Source organism: Yersinia aleksiciae (assembly GCF_001047675.1).
GTDB classification, from domain to species: Bacteria; Pseudomonadota; Gammaproteobacteria; order Enterobacterales; family Enterobacteriaceae; genus Yersinia; species Yersinia aleksiciae.
Genome location: NZ_CP011975.1, coordinates 3,376,403 through 3,393,085, shown reverse-complemented (window position 1 = coordinate 3,393,085; position 16,683 = coordinate 3,376,403). Strand labels below are relative to the sequence as shown.

Genomic DNA, 16,683 nt, shown 5'->3' with positions numbered 1-16,683 from the left:
ATGCATTAATAAGAACGCACTTTCGGCGGGAAGGCCGCGCGTAACTTAGGTTGCATGTTTACCTCACGGCGGGTCATGCTTTCGGTGTCAGGCAAATACAGCGAGTGACACAGCCAGTTCGCATCATCACGTTCCGGGAAGTCAAAGCGGCTATGCGCGCCACGACTTTCGGTACGGAAGTTAGCTGACACAGCGGTGGAAAACGCAGTTTCCATCAGGTTGTCCAATTCCAGACATTCAATACGCTGGGTATTGAACTCGCTAGAAGTGTCATCCAGACGGGCATTTTGCAGACGTTCGCGGATAGTTTTCAGTTCTTCCAAGCCGTTTGCCATTGCATCACCTTCACGGAAGACCGAGAAGTTATTCTGCATGCAGGCTTGTAATGCTTTGCGGATCTCAACTGGGTCTTCACCTGAGCGGGTGTTATTCCAGCGATTCATGCGATCCAACGAGGCTTCGATATCTGAATCGCTAGCATCGCGGCTTGCACCCTGCTCCATCAATGACTCTTGCAGATGCATACCGGCTGCGCGACCAAATACCACCAAGTCCAGTAATGAGTTACCGCCCAGACGGTTTGCACCATGGACAGAAACACAGGCAATTTCACCAACAGCAAACAGACCAGGGATGACAACGTCTTCGCCCTTTTCATTTACTGTAATCGCTTGACCAGTCACTTTGGTTGGGATCCCACCCATCATGTAGTGGCAGGTTGGAATCACGGGGATAGGTTCTTTGATCGGGTCAACGTGAGCAAAGGTTCGTGATAGCTCAAGAATACCCGGCAGACGGGACTCCAGCACATCTTTACCCAAGTGATCCAGTTTCAGTTTGGCATGTGGTCCCCACGGACCCTCACAGCCACGGCCTTCACGGATTTCGATCATAATGGAACGCGCCACTACGTCACGACCCGCCAAATCTTTGGCATTCGGCGCATAGCGCTCCATGAAGCGCTCACCGTGCTTGTTCAGCAGATAACCGCCTTCACCACGACACCCTTCCGTCACCAACACCCCCGCCCCGGCGATACCCGTCGGGTGGAACTGCCACATTTCCATGTCCTGCACCGGAACTCCGGCGCGCAGAGCCATGCCGACACCGTCACCAGTATTAATGTGCGCATTGGTGGTGGATTGATAAATACGGCCAGCACCGCCGGTGGCCAATATTGTTGCCCGTGCTTTGAAATAGACGACTTCACCGGTTTCAATGCAGATAGCAGTACAGCCGACAAAAGCACCGTCCTGATTCTTCACCAAATCCAGTGCATACCACTCGGAGAAAATCGTGGTGTGGTTTTTCAGGTTCTGCTGATAAAGGGTGTGCAACAGCGCATGCCCAGTACGGTCAGCCGCTGCCGCTGTACGCGCCGCTTGCCCACCGCCAAAGTTCAGTGACTGCCCACCGAATGGCCGCTGATAAATGCTGCCATCGTCTAAACGGGAGAAAGGTAACCCCATATGTTCCAGTTCCAGAACCGCTTCTGGTCCGGTTTTGCACATATATTCAATGGCATCTTGGTCACCGATATAATCGGAGCCTTTTACCGTGTCATACATATGCCATTCCCAGTTGTCTTCGTGGGTATTACCCAGTGCGACGGTGATACCGCCCTGCGCAGACACGGTATGGGAACGCGTTGGGAAAACTTTTGATATCAGGGCGCAAGAGAGCCCCATTTGTGAAATTTGCAGCGCGGCGCGCATACCTGCACCACCCGCACCGACAACAACAGCATCAAACTCTCTGACCGGCAGTTTCATTTAAGCACCCCACACCACAATTGTTCCATACAAGAGGTAGACCAGCAGCGTAATCACGACGGCCAGTTGTAACACCAGTCGTATCGCCAGCGGCTTTATATAGTCCGTTAATACCTGCCACAGACCAATCCAGGCGTGAACCAGAATCGACAGCAATGTCAGCAGGGTAAATACTTTTGTGATGTGCGAGGCGAAGAAGCCACGCCAGATTTCATAGGTGATATCTGGGACGATAACCACGAAGCCCAGAATATAAAGAATATATAGAGTGATGACGATTGCAGAAGCACGCAGTAACAGCCAGTCGTGTACTCCATTACGCCCTAACGCAGAAGCATTGCTTACCATACCAGGACTCCAGCTAAAACTGACAGCACCAGGGTTAACACCATTGCGACTTGGGCGGAGCGGGTCCCCGCAGCCAAGCTCTCTTCGATATAGCCAAAATCCATTAGCAAGTGGCGAATACCACCGCAAACGTGATAGGCCAGCGCAGTGAGTATTCCCCAGAAGATGAATTTAACAATAAAGCTATTCATGATCGCCGCAGCTTGCATGAATCCATCTTGCGAGGAAACAGACAAACCTAACAGCCAAAGGAGGATACCAACGGCAACGAAAGTCATTACGCCAGAGACGCGGTGTAAAATGGACGCTATCGCAGTAACAGGAAATCGGATCGTTTGCAGATCCAAATTGACAGGTCTTTGTTTTTTCACGTTTTTGCCCACACAGCTCTTATTAATTTCCATCCTCCGGGCCTGGGTGGGGATCAGACAGCGTTAAGGGTTTAAACCCCTCACATCGCACATTTAGACATGACATCCTGAATGCTTAAATGGCGTGCTCTTTATAACGCTGGGTGCTCCTACTTCAGGGTAATCCGGAGACCTGGCGGCAGTATAGGGGGTTCACATTCTTATTACAATTCCCACACAATCTGATTGGGAACATTTCCCCTGAACAGTGATTACGATCACGGTTTACATAATTTACATAAAATTAATTATCTGATTTGACAAAGAATAAACATTTAAATTACAACTAAAGTAGAAATATGCCATATCATTCACCAAAGGTCTGCGTATACACTTCCCCATAAGCGCGAGTTATGTAACAGTGTAATGAGTGAATATCCCCATAGAAATCGTAGGCAATGAATTATAAAAGATAAGAACCTGACAAATCGTTAACAACTTTGTAACATCACCTGTCGATCCAGCGTCTCGGATCATGGGCCGCATTGGCAAGATACTCTGTACCCTAAATCACGTTCTAGACCTAAAGAACTTGATGTAGCAGCGAGACAGCAAACGAACGAATCACGAAGCACTTACAGTGATAAGTCATTCGAGTGAAAGAGCGGCTATTTACGCAGCAACGTCAAGTCAGATGGATAAGCGATGAACAAAACAGAGCAGTGCTGCCTTACAGACATGTAAGCTATTTTAGTTGTTAGAGGTTTTAAAATAAGCGCTAAGGAGACTGTAAATGGCTAACAAAAAGGCGACGCTGAATCTGGAAGGCGAAGCTGCGATCGAACTGGGCGTGTTATCCCCAACCATCGGCACTGACGTTATTGACGTCCGCACCTTAGGTTCGAAAGGTTATTTCACCTTTGACCCCGGTTTTACCTCTACCGCATCCTGCGAATCAAAAATCACTTACATTGATGGTGATGAAGGTATTCTGCTGCACCGTGGCTTCCCGATTGCCCAACTGGCAAAAGATTCGACCTATTTGGAAGTTTGCTACATTCTGCTGTACGGCGAAACGCCAACCGCAGAGGAGTATGAAACTTTCAAAACCACAGTAACTCGCCATACCATGATTCATGAGCAGATTACTCGTCTGTTCCACGGTTTCCGCCGCGACTCGCACCCAATGGCCGTATTGTGTGGGGTCACGGGCGCACTGGCAGCTTTCTACCATGATGCGCTGGATGTGAACAACGAACGCCACCGTGAAATCACCGCCTTCCGTCTGCTGTCTAAAATGCCGACCGTGGCCGCGATGTGCTACAAATACTCACTTGGCCAGCCATTTGTTTATCCGCGCAATGACCTCTCTTACGCGGGCAACTTCCTGCACATGATGTTCTCCACACCCTGTGAGAAATATGAAGTTAACCCAGTGCTCGAGCGCGCTATGGATCGTATTTTCATCCTGCACGCTGACCATGAACAAAACGCTTCTACCTCTACTGTCCGTACCGCTGGCTCTTCTGGCGCTAACCCGTTTGCCTGTATCGCCGCAGGTATCGCCTCCCTGTGGGGACCTGCTCACGGTGGCGCGAACGAAGCTTGCCTGAAGATGCTGGAAGAGATTAAAACCGTAGAGCACATTCCTGAGTTTATCCGTCGTGCGAAAGATAAAAATGACTCGTTCCGCCTAATGGGCTTCGGCCATCGTGTGTATAAAAACCACGACCCGCGCGCCACCGTTATGCGTGAAACCTGTCATGAAGTGCTGAAAGAGCTAAATCTGAACGACAACCTGCTGGAAGTCGCGATGGAGCTGGAACGTATCGCGCTGAACGACCCGTACTTCATTGAGAAGAAACTCTATCCGAACGTGGACTTCTATTCAGGTATCATCCTGAAAGCCATGGGGATCCCCTCTTCAATGTTTACGGTGATGTTCGCCATCGCCCGTACCATCGGCTGGATTGCTCACTGGAATGAAATGCATGATGACGGCATCAAAATTGCCCGTCCGCGTCAGCTTTATACCGGTTATGCCGAGCGTGATTTTAAAAGCCAGCTGAATAAATAAGCTGACGCCTATTTCTGCTCAGTAAAAACGCCACCTTCAGGTGGCGTTTTTTATCCCCAAAGAGTGGGAGTGACGAGCAACATCAATGAATAGCACCACCGGAGATATGCAAATCGTGTTCTATCTGCAACGCGATTGAAATCGCCAACTCCAATGCGATCAACACTGATTGTGTCGACATACTCGGCGCACCAGGGTGATCGACCGCCTGCTCAGGCAGATAGGGGATATGGATAAACCCACCCTTTACCTCACTATTAAGCTGGTTTAACCGATGCAATAAGCCATACATCACATGATTGCAGACGTAGGTTCCTGCTGTCTGGGAAACTGAAGCTGGAATACCCGCATCACGTATCCCCTGTACCATCGCCTTAATCGGCAAACGAGTGAAATAAGCTGCTGGGCCATTCTCGACGATGGGCTGATCGACCGGTTGATTACCCAAATTATCGGGAATTCGTGCATCATCGACGTTAATCGCCACCCGTTCGATGGTGATATCCGCACGACCACCGGCCTGCCCAACCGCTAACACCAATACCGGCTGAATATCATCTATCGCAGCATTCAGCGCAGTGAGTGCTTCACCAAAGGCACAAGGTAACTGACGGGCCACCACTCTGACCCCACCCAGCATTAAATCATTCAGTTGTTTAACCACTTCCCACGAGGGATTGACTCGCTCCCCGCCAAAGGGTTCAAACCCGGTAATTAATACGCTTTTCATCGCCTCTCCTAGAGGAACATCAGGAAATAGAGTAAAAATACGTTAACTATCAAAAGAGTCACGCCGGTTGGAATCTGTGCTTTGATCACCGCATTTTTGTCTGGCAGCTCCAATAATGCTGCGGGAACAATATTAAAGTTAGCTGCCATTGGTGTCATCAATGTACCGCAGTAACCGGAGAACATCCCGATAGCCGCCATCACCGCCGGATTACCGCCATGTTGCAACACCAGAATCGGAATACCGATACCCGCCGTCACGATGGGGAAAGCGGCAAAGGCATTGCCCATAATCATCGTTAACACTGCCATGCCAATAGCATAGACTGCTACGGCGACAAAGCGATGATCAACCGCCAGATACTCTTGAGTCAGATGGGCAATGGCCGTGCCAACCCCTGCGGTAGTAAACAGCAAGCCCAGTGTGGCCAAAATTTGCGGCAAGATAAATGCCCAGCCAATGGAATCCAGTAAACGCCGCGCTTCCTGCACCGGTTGTGCTGCGGTTTCATGGGTCATCACCACCGCAATAATCAAACCGATGACACAGCCGACGGTCATCGAGAACAGGGTGACCAAAGTGGCGTGATTACCGGTGCCAAACAGCCATTGATCCAGTGCCGGAATATTATTGAACAGCAACACGCCAACCACCGTCACCACCGGGATCGCCAGTGCAGGAATAAACAGTCGGTTACCCAGTCGCTTAGCGCTCACTTCACGCTCTTGCGGTGTACGTTGATGATAACTGCCCAATTTTACGCCGCCGAAACCGGCAATCAGCGCCATCACTACCACCACCACGCCGACGGTAATATTCAGAATGCGCTTCTCATCCGGCCCCTCACCGCCCAGCGTATTGGCCAGTCGATAGGTCCAATCGCCCACCAGAAAAATCAGCCCGTACAGCCCCCAGAATAGGCCCGTGGTGATACGGCGCGGGTTGGCTTTATCGCGAAACGACATGATGGCGACGATCAGTAACACGACACCCGCCAGCCAGTACAAATATTGTTGTTGGAAAATCATTTGCCGTCTCCCTTGGTTGCCAGGGCAGACTGGTTCAGCGCAGTTAACTCAGCGGCGAGCTGTTTATCCAAACGTTGCAGACGGAAAGCATGGATCAAGAAAGCACAAATCGCGGTCGGAATTCCCCACAGCGCGATGTGTAGCGGCTCGGTCTGAATGCCCCCCGACTCCAGCATAAAGTTGTGCATAAAGATAATGGCACCGAAGGCGACAAAAATATCTTCACCGAAGAACAAACCGACGTTATCCGTGGCAGCAGACATCGCGCGCAGACGATAGCGCACTTTTTCTGGCAACTCACCATAACGGGTTTCCGCCGCCCCTTCCGCCATCGGTGCCAGCAATGGCCGTACCATTTGTGGGTGACCGCCAAGGCTGGTTAACCCCAAAGCTGCCGTGGCTTCGCGCACAAACAGGTAAACAATCAGTAAGCGACCCGAGGTCGCACTTTTAATTTGCGAAATCCATGCCTGCGCACGCTCTTTCAAGCCGTGACGCTCAAGCAAGCCGATAACCGCCAGTGGCAATAGTAGGATTAGCGGCAGGTTACGGGTGTTGAGAAAGCCCTCCCCCAATTTTTCCAAAATAGTGGCGATGGGCATGAATGCCGCCACACCGGTGATGATCCCTGCGGTAATCACCACTAGCACTGCGTTGATACGCAGTAAAAAACCAATTACGATCGCCGCGATACCAATCAGCGGCCAAAGATTTACCGTTTGTTCCAAGGTGACTCTCCTGTCATAAAATGCATTTAATGGGTGAATCTATTCCGCCTGGGCCAGACGGTTATGATTGTAATAGCCCAACAATGACACAGCTACGGCCCGACTACTGTGCAGTGACTGCGATATTTTCCTGCTGAAAACTGCGGCGTAAACGACGGGTAAACGCCAAGGCATGAGCGCCATCACCGTGTACGCAAACCGTGTCAGCCTGTACCGCGACCCAACTACCATCACGGGCCTGAACCTGATGACGCTGCACCATGGCTAAGGTTTGTGACAGCGCTAGCTCGTCACTTTCGATGAGAGCATCGGGTTGGCTGCGCGGCACTAAGGTGCCATCGGGTTGATAGCGGCGATCGGCGAACACCTCCTGCCGTGTGACAAGACCTACTCGCTGACCTGCACGGATCAAGTCGCTGCCCGCCAGCCCGACCAGCCGCAATGAGGGATCGACGGCCTTAACTGCCTGAGCAATAGCCTCCGCCAGTGTAGGATCAACCGCCGCTTGGTTGTACAACATGCCGTGGGGCTTCACATGCTGCATCACGCCCCCTTCCGCCTTGACGATAGCCGCCAGCGCACCCAACTGATAAACCACTTGGGCATAGACAATTTCCGGCGGGAGTTGCATTGCGGTGCGACCAAAATTCTCGCGATCAGGGAAGCTGGGATGCGCGCCGATAGCCACACCATACTCGATGGCCCAACGTACTGATTGACGCATGGTCTGCGCATCACCCGCATGAAAACCACAAGCGATATTGGCCGAACTGACCAACTGCAACAGCGCCTGATCATTGGCGCAGCCTTCACCTAAATCGGCGTTTAAATCAATGTTCATTTGGCCTCCATAGCATCGAAACCTTTCTGCAAACCCCACTCAATTTGTTGCAGGAAATGCTGCTGTTCTGATTTGGCCCGTAGCGCCTCTTCAACAGTACATTGCACAAAGTGCACTGGCTCGCCGAGTCTAATTTGCGCTAAATGGTAGAGATCGGCTTCGATCACGCAAGCAATCCGCGGGTAACCGCCGGTGGTTTGTGCATCGGCCATCAGCACAATCGGCTGGCCGTTATGCGGCACCTGTACCACTCCGGGCAATAAGCCGTGGGATAACATTTCGCGGGAGGTGGTGCGGGCTAATTCGCGGCCGGTCAGGCGATAGCCCATCCGGTTACTTTGTGGGCTGAGCTGCCAAGCTTCACGCCAAAAAGCGCCCTGTGCGATATCGTCAAATTCATGATATTCCGGTCCCGGCACCGCACGAACACGGTTACCGAACAGCAGCTGTTTGATACCCACCGATTCACGGGGTAAACGAGTGGGTTTACCCAATGGCAGAGCATCGCCCTCTTTAACTAACCGCCCTTGATAGCCGCCAAAACCTGCTTTCAGATCGGTGCTGCGCGACCCCAACATTTCCGGCACATCAATGCCGCCGGAGATCGCCAAATAACTGCGCATTCCACGGTGTGGCACACTGAGCTTAAGCTGTTGCCCCGGCTTGACCGGATAACGCCAACCGGTCCACAGCAGCTGGTCATCAAGCCGCGCATCACAACCCGCCCCAGTCACTGCAATCCAACCCGACTGAGTAAATTCAGCGGTAAATTGGCCCAGCGTGATCTCCAGTCCGGCGGCATCAGCCTCATTGCCCACCAGCATATTGGCCATTTTCAGTGCCGGTAAATCGAGCGCCCCGCCCTGACTGATGCCTAAACGGCGAAAGCCGCCACGGCCACTGTCTTGTACTGTGGTGTAGATACCTGCGCGAATAATCTTCAGCATACGCCCTCCGTTAAAGGCAGAAAGCGCACATTATCCCCTGGGCGTAGCAAGGTTGGCGGCATCTCCAGCGGGTTAAACAGCGCCAGTGAAGTGCGGCCAATCAGTTGCCAGCCGCCGGGGGTTGCCAGTGGATAGATACCAGTTTGGCTGCCACCAATCCCGACAGAACCGGGGGCGACCACCAGACGCGGTTCTGCACGCCGTGGGGTGGCAAGCTGTTCCGGCATGCCACCTAAATAGGAGAAGCCCGGCTGAAAACCGAGGAAGTAGACGATATAGCTCGCCCCCGCATGGCACTCGACCACCTGACGCTCAGTCATGCCAGTATGACGCGCCACTTCCGCCAGATCAGGGCCAGCCTCGCCACCATAAATCACCGGAATGGTGATGTCGCGGGACTCAGGGACTAATGATTCGCTCTCTTCCCACCAGCGTTGGAGCTTTTCGATGGCGTCCAGCGCCGTATTTTGCGGATCGGTTAGCAATAAGGTGAGATTATTCATGCCGGGGATCGCCTCAAGGACGTCGGGATGATGAATCAGTCGATCAGCCAAACCCCAAATTCGTTGCTGACTTGCTAATGTTACCGGCGGTTCCAGCTCCAGAACTACCGCACTTTCTCCGAGTAAATAGCATCGTGCTCGTTGCACTCACGTTCCCCTGTCAAATTTATAGTTTTCGTTTTCATTTTCGTTGGATAACTAACAGTTATAAGTACATATTTATGCGTTAGCACCTAGCCGCTGTCAATAGAGCCGAATTAACCGCTAGTGATAAATAATCACTAAACTCGTCGTAAAGAGTGAAATTAGCCGCGGAAAACGGCAAGTTTTCTGGTTATTGATCCAGTGCCAGTAGTGGAGAGAACAGGCGGACCGTAAAGACGCCGTAAATCCTTCCCTGGAGGCTCGAACCGCACCTTCCCTGGCGTGGACGCTTTACTCTTCCGTCTGTCCTCACCGTTTCCGATCGAGTCATCAAGGTTTGTCAGCGGTTGGTTTTTTTGGATACGAAGAGATCACGGAAATTTATTTTTTCTTATTTAGAATCAGCGTAAAACGAGGGAATATTATTAAAAACTGGAGACTTATTACTCAGTCTTGATGAGATGACTATTTTAAGCACACTTAAGCAGGATAAAACCTTATTTTATGAAGGGTTAAATACGCGACTAAGTGAGATAAAGGCATTAATAACAGCAATGCACCAATGAAAATCATCAGTGCATACTGCATAAGAGGGCAAAACGGGATCAGGCGGGGTTCGGGATATCGATAAAGATAACCTCAAGTTGATGCTCTGAGGCCAACCATTCACCTAGCGCCTTGATGCCATAACGCTCAGTGGCATGATGCCCTGCCGCATAGAAATTCACCCCCATCTCTCGGGCAATATGGATGGTTTGCTCAGAAACTTCGCCCGTTATAAATGCATCTACCCCAAACTCAGCGGCTTGCTGAATATATCCCTGCCCACCGCCGCTACACCAGGCGATACGGCGGATGTCTGCTGGTGCCTGATCGCCACAATGCAGCACCTCACGGCCCAATATTTTTTCCAGACGCTCACGTAAAATCACTGCATTTAGCGGTTTATCAAACTCGCCATAAGGCAACAGAGATTCAATTTCACCCAACACCCGAATACCGAACAACTTCGCCAGTTGGGCGTTATTGCCCAGTTCAGGGTGGGCATCCAGCGGTAAATGGTAGCCATACAGGTTGATGTCATGAGTGAGCAAGGTTTTCAGGCGATGACGTTTCATTCCGCGCACCACCACTGGCTCGTTCTTCCAGAAGTAACCATGGTGCACCAAAATGGCATCAGCCTGTTGTTCCACTGCCGCATCTAATAGTGCCTGACTGGCAGTAACGCCGGTCACGATGCGCTTTACCTCTGCTCTCCCTTCAACCTGCAAACCATTGGGCGCATAGTCTTGAAAAGCCGCGGTATTGAGTTGATTATTAAGTAAAGTTTCTAATTCTGTATTGCGCATTGTGTCTGTCCCATCAATCAGTGTTGTTATCAAAATCAAATACCAGAGTTTATTGGCAAAGCTGAGTGAGTGAAAGGGTGGCCGCACCTAGGGGCATTCCAACGGCTTACGCCGTGACGACCCCAGCGGCACGTTTCCCTTCATTTGACTTTGTCAGCAGCCTGATATCATCAGAATTTCTGGCTATCGCCTTGCTCCATCAGGATAAAATTCACCCCCATATCATTGCCTTGCTGCAACTCAGTGGCGATGGATTGACGTACATCCTGCCCTTGCTGGAATGAGGGCTTGATATGGCTAATCACCACCGGCAGACCTTTTAATGGCTGGCCTTCACCGCTGTATTTTTCCAGATTTTTCAACTCTTTCAGCAGCCACTTCGGGGTCATATGACCGTACAGCTTGCCGTCGCTAACCGCGTTCGGGTAGGAGACTTCAATAATCATCCCTTTCAGTTGCTGCTGCTTAACCTTTTCAGCCAGCTTGCGCCACACCGTATCCAGATTTTTTGACTTCTCTATCTCATCCGGGCCGGTATCGCCAAAATAGGCGAAGGCGGCGTTATTACTGCTAATCAGCAGCATCGACGAAGGCGACTTATCGTGGCTGAGCGGGTACATTTCGCCCGTTAAGCGCGTAAGTCCGAGGCTCAATGGCTGGGCTGGCCGCACCATCTGCATCCGGTAAGTGCCTAGACGAGTGCCACTGCCGCTGTCGGTAAAATTGGGCCAGACGCGCCAGTTAAAATAGTAGTTCCTCAGCACATCAATGGTATCAGCCGAGGCATAAATGGTTTTTTTGCTGTCTTCCGGTGAACCAATAATTAGGCCGGATACATGGTCAAGATGGGCATGGCTGATGAAATAGCTGTTAATGCGCTGACGGAAGATATAGCCCTGCCGTGTCAATGGCGCGGCCATTTCATCGGTAATCTCAGGGAAACTGCCTTTCTCCAGCGCCTTGGCAATGCCCGGTAACACTGAACCAGCATCCAGCGCCAAATAGAGGGGCTGGCTATCCTCACGAATCAGGTAGGAGGTCAGATTGCCATCGGTGACACCGCCATCGACGCCAAGTGCCACCACCTCAAAACCCGCCGCGGCCAGTGAGCTGTATAGGCTAAAGGATAAAACCAGCCCCGCGTTAAGGGCTATTTTCGTCATATTATTGGTATATTGCATAGATTTAGCCGAAGAATTTAACAAAAACATGCAGGCTCCTTGTGATTAGGGATCCTTGCTGCCATCCCGCTTAGCGGCGTCAAATGCCGCGAGTGTCGCCAATCTGGCCAGCTTATGATCCACCAGCGGTGGTGGGTAATTCAGATGTTGCTGTTGCCGTTGCGCCCAGCGCCAAGGCTGATGAATATCACTGTCTGGCACCGCCGCCAGTTCCGGCAACCAACGACGAATAAAGATGCCCTCTTTATCAAAGCGCTCTCCCTGCGTGGTGGGATTGAAAATACGAAAGTAGGGTGCTGCATCGGTACCCGTTGAGGCCGCCCACTGCCAGCCACCATTATTGGCCGCTAAATCACCATCCAACAGTTGGGACATAAAATAGCGCTCGCCGTGCCGCCAATCGATCAGCAGATCTTTGACCAAAAAACTGGCGCTGATCATACGCAGTCGGTTATGCATCCAACCGGTTTCATTCAGTTGCCGCATAGCGGCATCGACAATAGGATAGCCCGTCAGCCCCTGCTGCCAGGCGATTAATTGCTGTTCCGAGTGATTCCATCTTACTGCATCGGTCCAGCCAATAAAGGGGTGATGCTGGCATAAACGGGGATAGGCCACGAGTAAATGACGATAAAACTCACGCCAGATCAACTCATTAAGCCAAGTAAAAGCCCCGCCGTCACTGTTTTCCAACAGATCCGGACACTCGGCCCGCAGGCGGTTAAAGCATTGACGGGGTGAAAGTATTCCTAGCGCCAAATAAGGCGATAGACAGCTCGTCCCCGCAATGGCGGGCAGATCACGCTGTTGCTGGTAGTCCTCAACCTGCTCACGGCAGAAACGGCGCAGACGCTGCAATGCCGCCTCCTCACCTGCCGGGAATAACGCGTTGTCGACCGCCTGCTGCGGATAATCAAAAGGTTCGAGTGGTGATAATTCGACCACAGCTGAGTTTTTCCGCGCTTTCGGCGCGGGGACACAACGGCAATCACTCATCAGCAAGCGCTGAATAAAGGCGCGGCGAAACGGGGTAAATATTTTGTACATTTCATGGTTGCCGGTCCGAACACTTCCTGGCGGCAACAGCACACTGTCATGAAAACTATGGCAGGCAATCGACTGGCAATTAAGTTGCGCTATGAATGCTTCATCCCGTCGCTGCTCGTTCAACTCATACTGTTGATGATAAAACAGCGCATCAACCTGCTGTTGTTGGCAAAAATCATCCAGCCAGATAATGGAATCCTGAAAATCATCACACTGATGATAGTGCAGCGGGATTCCCCGAGCCGCGAGTGCGGCCTGTAACAGTTGCAAATTTTGCCGTAAAAAGGCCGCCTGTCGCGGGGCCATATCATGTGCCGCCCACTGCTTAGGCGTGGCGATAAATACCGCCATCACCGTAGCTTGTTCATCCTGACAGGCCGCATGCAGGGCCAAATTATCAGTTACCCGCAGATCATGGCGGAACCAGACCAAATGAGTCGCCATGCCTTATCCTTGCGCTGAGTAAAAGGTAAAGTAGCGCTGCCCGGACAAGTAATCATTCGGGAACTCAATCAGATAAGCCATTATCTGGGCGATAGGTGTGCTCAGGGGCAATTCACCCAGCCGATATTGGTCGATAAGTTGTGCCAGCGCCTGACGTTGGGGCGAATTGAGGTGAGGCCGAAAATAGCCCTGCACATGCATTAACACATTGGTGTGATTAGCCGTTGTGGGCTGATGAGAGAGTAAATGCAGCAATCGTTGGCGATACTCCACGCTGAAATCAATCAGTGATGGCCATTTATCCATCGCGGCAATAAAAGGGCCGATTTCTCGGTATTCAGGCTGCGAATGCGCCAATAACACCAGCTTGTAGCCGCTATGAAATGCCATCAATCCACCACGAGTGATCCCCGCCGCACACAAGGCATCGAGCTCATCACGCGCATGGCAATATTCGCTACTGTGCATCACCTGATTGCTTTCCGGCATCTTGTTCTCCTTCAGCTTTTGCTGTTTTGAGCATCACATCATGACTTTCATCATAACAGTTGTCGCCAAAGAATCTGGGGAATGGTTGATCTTGTGACTTATCAACGCCGTCATGCGGGTAATAAAAAGCCCGCAAGCGTTAACTCACGGGCTATCTGTTTTACAGTAGGTTTATGGTCACGAAGCCTGCTGGCTCAGCAATCAATAAAAATCTTGTGCCGCCATTTCGGACTGTGCCAACCAAACCGGTTTATCGCTGGTTTTCGCCCAGACACGGTGTAGGTAGCTGTAGAAACGGGCGCGATCTTTGCGGAAAAGCATCACTGGCAGCGCCAGTAAACCAGCCAGAATCACTGCGCTACGGCGCAAGAGAACCTGATGCAATGGGTATGCGTTGTACATGGACATAACGATCCTCCTTTAAAAACGCCTTCGTGCAGTGGGTGGCCCGAGTGTTCGGTGGGCCAATTTACCGCGTGGCGCTGAAAGTTAAATAAGATAATTGGTAGCTGGACAAAATTTTACCGCATTGGTTGAAACTTTACCACTCATCCGACCACTTATAATGCGTAAAAATCGATAGAAATTGTCAGTTCTGTAATTTTGTTACAACAAAGTTAACTGAAAGCCACTAACACGTTGCATTGTCGTTATGCGCTATCTGGTTATTAGTCAGTGAAATGCATTCTCCCAGTAAATACCCACTCAATGAGTCAAATTGACTACCACCTATTTCAATCTGCATAAATTACCACCGTCTTATGTACTTTTTTTGACCGTTTTTATACTTTTTTTACACCCCACCCCATTATTTTATCAAGAACTTTTCGCCCAACTTCCTAAGCTGCTGTTATCAAAAACATGCGCTGTGGAGGTGTATTGTGAGTTTCAGCATCATGGGTGGTGCACTGCTGGTTCTGCTGCTTCTGGGCTACCTGGTTTATGCCCTGTTTAACGCGGAGGACTTTTAAATGGCAGCGTCAGGATTTCTGCTTATCGCCAGTTTCATGCTGGTGTTGTTGGTGCTGTCCCGTCCGTTGGGAAGTGTTTTGGCTCGCCTGATCGAAGGCGAACCTTTTGCCCCATTACAAAAAATCGAGGCCGGTTTATGGCGCTGTAGTGGCGTAAAAAATGAGGAGATGAACGGCTGGCAATATGCGCTGGCGATCCTTAGCTTTAACGTGCTGGGCATTGTGCTGCTCTTTTCACTGCTCATGGCACAAGGCTCACTGCCGCTGAACCCGGAAAATATGCCGGGCATGTCGTGGCATCTGGCGCTGAATACCGCGGTCAGTTTCGTCACCAACACCAACTGGCAAGCCTATAGCGGCGAAAATACACTCAGTTATCTGAGCCAAATGGCGGGGCTGACGGTACAAAACTTCCTCTCTGCCGCCACCGGTATTGCTGTCGCTTTTGCGCTGATCCGGGCTTTTGCCCGCCACTCTGCGGCCACCCTCGGCAATGCCTGGGTCGATCTGGTGCGCATCACTCTATATGTCTTACTGCCGATTGCACTGATCATCGCCCTAATTTTTGTCAGTCAGGGCGTGCTGCAAAATCTGGATAGCTACCTGCACATCACCACGTTGGAGGGGGTAAAACAGACCTTGCCGATGGGACCCGTAGCCTCGCAGGAGGCGATCAAAATGCTAGGCACCAATGGCGGCGGCTTCTTTGGCGCTAACTCGGCGCATCCGTTTGAAAACCCAACCGCATTCAGCAATTTTGTGCAGATGCTGGCGATTTTCCTGATCCCTTGCGCCCTGTGCTTCGCCTTCGGCCAGGTCGTCGGTGATAGCCGTCAGGGTCATGCGCTGATCTGGGCGATGTCGCTGATCTTTGTCGTCGCCGTGGTGGTAGTGATGTACGCCGAGCTGGCCGGTAACCCGCACTTAACTCAGCTGGGTGCCGACAGCAATGTCAATATGGAAGGCAAGGAGTCCCGCTTCGGTATTCTCGCCACCAGCATGTATGCCGTGGTGACCACTGCAGCCTCATGCGGTGCGGTTAACGCCATGCACGACTCCTTTACCGCCCTCGGTGGCATGGTGCCGATGTGGCTGATGCAGATTGGCGAAGTGGTGTTCGGTGGTGTTGGCTCAGGATTGTACGGCATGCTGTTATTCGTGCTGCTGACGGTGTTTATTGCCGGCTTGATGATTGGTCGCACCCCGGAATATCTCGGCAAGAAAATTGACGTTTTTGATATGAAAATGACCGCGCTGGCGATTCTGGTCACCCCCGCAGTGGTGCTGCTGGGTACTGCACTGGCGCTCTGCACTGATGCGGGTCGCGCCGGGATCCTCAACCCCGGTGCACACGGTTTTAGCGAGGTGCTCTACGCCCTCTCCTCTGCGGCCAACAACAACGGCAGCGCCTTTGCGGGCCTGAGTGTTAACACGCCGTTTTATAACTTGCTGCTCGCAGCAGCCATGTTCTTGGGCCGATTTGGGGTGATTCTGCCAGTGTTGGCAATTGCCAGTTCGCTGGTGGCGAAGAAACGTCAGCCTGCGGGTAACGGCACATTGCCGACTGCTGGGCCACTGTTTATCGGTTTGCTGGTGGGTACGGTGCTGTTGGTCGGCGCATTGACCTTTATCCCGGCGCTGGCCTTAGGCCCAGTCGCTGAGCACCTGCAAATCTGGTTACCACATTGATTGCGTGACTCAAGCCAGTGATGGGGGTTCGCGAGCATCGCTAAC

Annotated in this window: 17 protein-coding genes; 3 read left to right on the top strand and 14 right to left on the bottom strand. The window is 51.6% G+C overall.

Annotated features, from left to right (window positions below):
• Positions 1 to 5: 5 nt before the first annotated feature.
• Genes sdhA through sdhC form a run of 3 tightly spaced genes read right to left on the bottom strand, consistent with a single transcriptional unit; the run spans position 6 to position 2,524 of the window.
• Positions 6 to 1,772, bottom strand: coding sequence for a succinate dehydrogenase flavoprotein subunit (gene sdhA / locus ACZ76_RS15235; RefSeq protein WP_048619685.1), 1,767 nt, complete (start codon positions 1,770 to 1,772; stop codon positions 6 to 8).
• Positions 1,773 to 2,120 (bottom strand): succinate dehydrogenase membrane anchor subunit, encoded by a 348-nt coding sequence (gene sdhD / locus ACZ76_RS15230; protein WP_032814733.1) that lies wholly within the window; start codon positions 2,118 to 2,120, stop codon positions 1,773 to 1,775.
• Entirely contained in the window at positions 2,114 to 2,524 is a 411-nt protein-coding gene (sdhC, locus tag ACZ76_RS15225; protein WP_172666803.1) for a succinate dehydrogenase cytochrome b556 subunit, read from the bottom strand. Before sdhC ends, sdhD begins: the two co-directional genes overlap by 7 nt.
• Before the next feature lie 739 nt (positions 2,525 to 3,263).
• On the opposite strand from sdhC, the gene ACZ76_RS15220 reads away from it, so the two are divergent.
• Positions 3,264 to 4,547 (top strand): citrate synthase, encoded by a 1,284-nt coding sequence (locus ACZ76_RS15220; protein ID WP_048619684.1) that lies wholly within the window; start codon positions 3,264 to 3,266, stop codon positions 4,545 to 4,547.
• Between the two features lie 82 nt (positions 4,548 to 4,629).
• Here the strand turns inward: ACZ76_RS15220 and pcp are convergent, their stop codons facing one another.
• From pcp to ACZ76_RS15165, 11 genes are all read right to left on the bottom strand, one after another.
• Complete coding sequence (gene pcp, locus ACZ76_RS15215; RefSeq protein ID WP_048619683.1) at positions 4,630 to 5,277, bottom strand: pyroglutamyl-peptidase I; 648 nt, start codon at positions 5,275 to 5,277, stop codon at positions 4,630 to 4,632.
• Between the two features lie 8 nt (positions 5,278 to 5,285).
• Positions 5,286 to 6,305 (bottom strand): DUF979 domain-containing protein, encoded by a 1,020-nt coding sequence (locus ACZ76_RS15210; RefSeq protein WP_048619682.1) that lies wholly within the window; start codon positions 6,303 to 6,305, stop codon positions 5,286 to 5,288.
• Entirely contained in the window at positions 6,302 to 7,033 is a 732-nt protein-coding gene (locus ACZ76_RS15205; protein ID WP_048619681.1) for a DUF969 domain-containing protein, read from the bottom strand. The genes ACZ76_RS15210 and ACZ76_RS15205 overlap by 4 nt, the downstream gene beginning before the upstream one ends.
• Before the next feature lie 103 nt (positions 7,034 to 7,136).
• The gene (pxpA, locus tag ACZ76_RS15200; protein WP_048619680.1) at positions 7,137 to 7,874 is read right to left on the bottom strand and encodes a 5-oxoprolinase subunit PxpA; all 738 of its coding nucleotides are present in this window, start codon (positions 7,872 to 7,874) and stop codon (positions 7,137 to 7,139) included.
• The gene (pxpC, locus tag ACZ76_RS15195; protein WP_048619679.1) at positions 7,871 to 8,821 is read right to left on the bottom strand and encodes a 5-oxoprolinase subunit PxpC; all 951 of its coding nucleotides are present in this window, start codon (positions 8,819 to 8,821) and stop codon (positions 7,871 to 7,873) included. The genes pxpA and pxpC overlap by 4 nt, the downstream gene beginning before the upstream one ends.
• The gene (pxpB, locus tag ACZ76_RS15190) at positions 8,815 to 9,471 is read right to left on the bottom strand and encodes a 5-oxoprolinase subunit PxpB (protein WP_048619678.1); all 657 of its coding nucleotides are present in this window, start codon (positions 9,469 to 9,471) and stop codon (positions 8,815 to 8,817) included. Before pxpB ends, pxpC begins: the two co-directional genes overlap by 7 nt.
• 602 nt (positions 9,472 to 10,073) lie before the next feature.
• A complete protein-coding gene (locus tag ACZ76_RS15185; RefSeq protein ID WP_048619677.1) occupies positions 10,074 to 10,817 on the bottom strand; it encodes a type 2 GTP cyclohydrolase I in 744 nt (247 codons plus the stop codon).
• Positions 10,818 to 10,987: 170 nt separating this feature from the next.
• Positions 10,988 to 12,028 (bottom strand): MBL fold metallo-hydrolase, encoded by a 1,041-nt coding sequence (locus ACZ76_RS15180; protein ID WP_048619676.1) that lies wholly within the window; start codon positions 12,026 to 12,028, stop codon positions 10,988 to 10,990.
• A gap of 15 nt (positions 12,029 to 12,043) precedes the next feature.
• A complete protein-coding gene (gene phrB / locus ACZ76_RS15175; RefSeq protein WP_048619675.1) occupies positions 12,044 to 13,489 on the bottom strand; it encodes a deoxyribodipyrimidine photo-lyase in 1,446 nt (481 codons plus the stop codon).
• Positions 13,490 to 13,492: 3 nt separating this feature from the next.
• Entirely contained in the window at positions 13,493 to 13,978 is a 486-nt protein-coding gene (locus ACZ76_RS15170) for a YbgA family protein (protein ID WP_048619673.1), read from the bottom strand.
• A 201-nt stretch (positions 13,979 to 14,179) separates the two neighbouring features.
• Positions 14,180 to 14,386, bottom strand: a complete 207-nt coding sequence (locus tag ACZ76_RS15165) for a YbfA family protein (RefSeq protein ID WP_032898490.1) — start codon at positions 14,384 to 14,386, stop codon at positions 14,180 to 14,182.
• Between the two features lie 473 nt (positions 14,387 to 14,859).
• Here ACZ76_RS15165 and ACZ76_RS15160 point away from each other — a divergent pair, with 473 nt between their 5' ends.
• Entirely contained in the window at positions 14,860 to 14,949 is a 90-nt protein-coding gene (locus ACZ76_RS15160) for a K(+)-transporting ATPase subunit F (protein ID WP_032898491.1), read from the top strand.
• The gene (gene kdpA / locus ACZ76_RS15155; RefSeq protein WP_048619672.1) at positions 14,950 to 16,638 is read left to right on the top strand and encodes a potassium-transporting ATPase subunit KdpA; all 1,689 of its coding nucleotides are present in this window, start codon (positions 14,950 to 14,952) and stop codon (positions 16,636 to 16,638) included.
• The last annotated feature ends 45 nt before the right edge of the window (positions 16,639 to 16,683 follow it).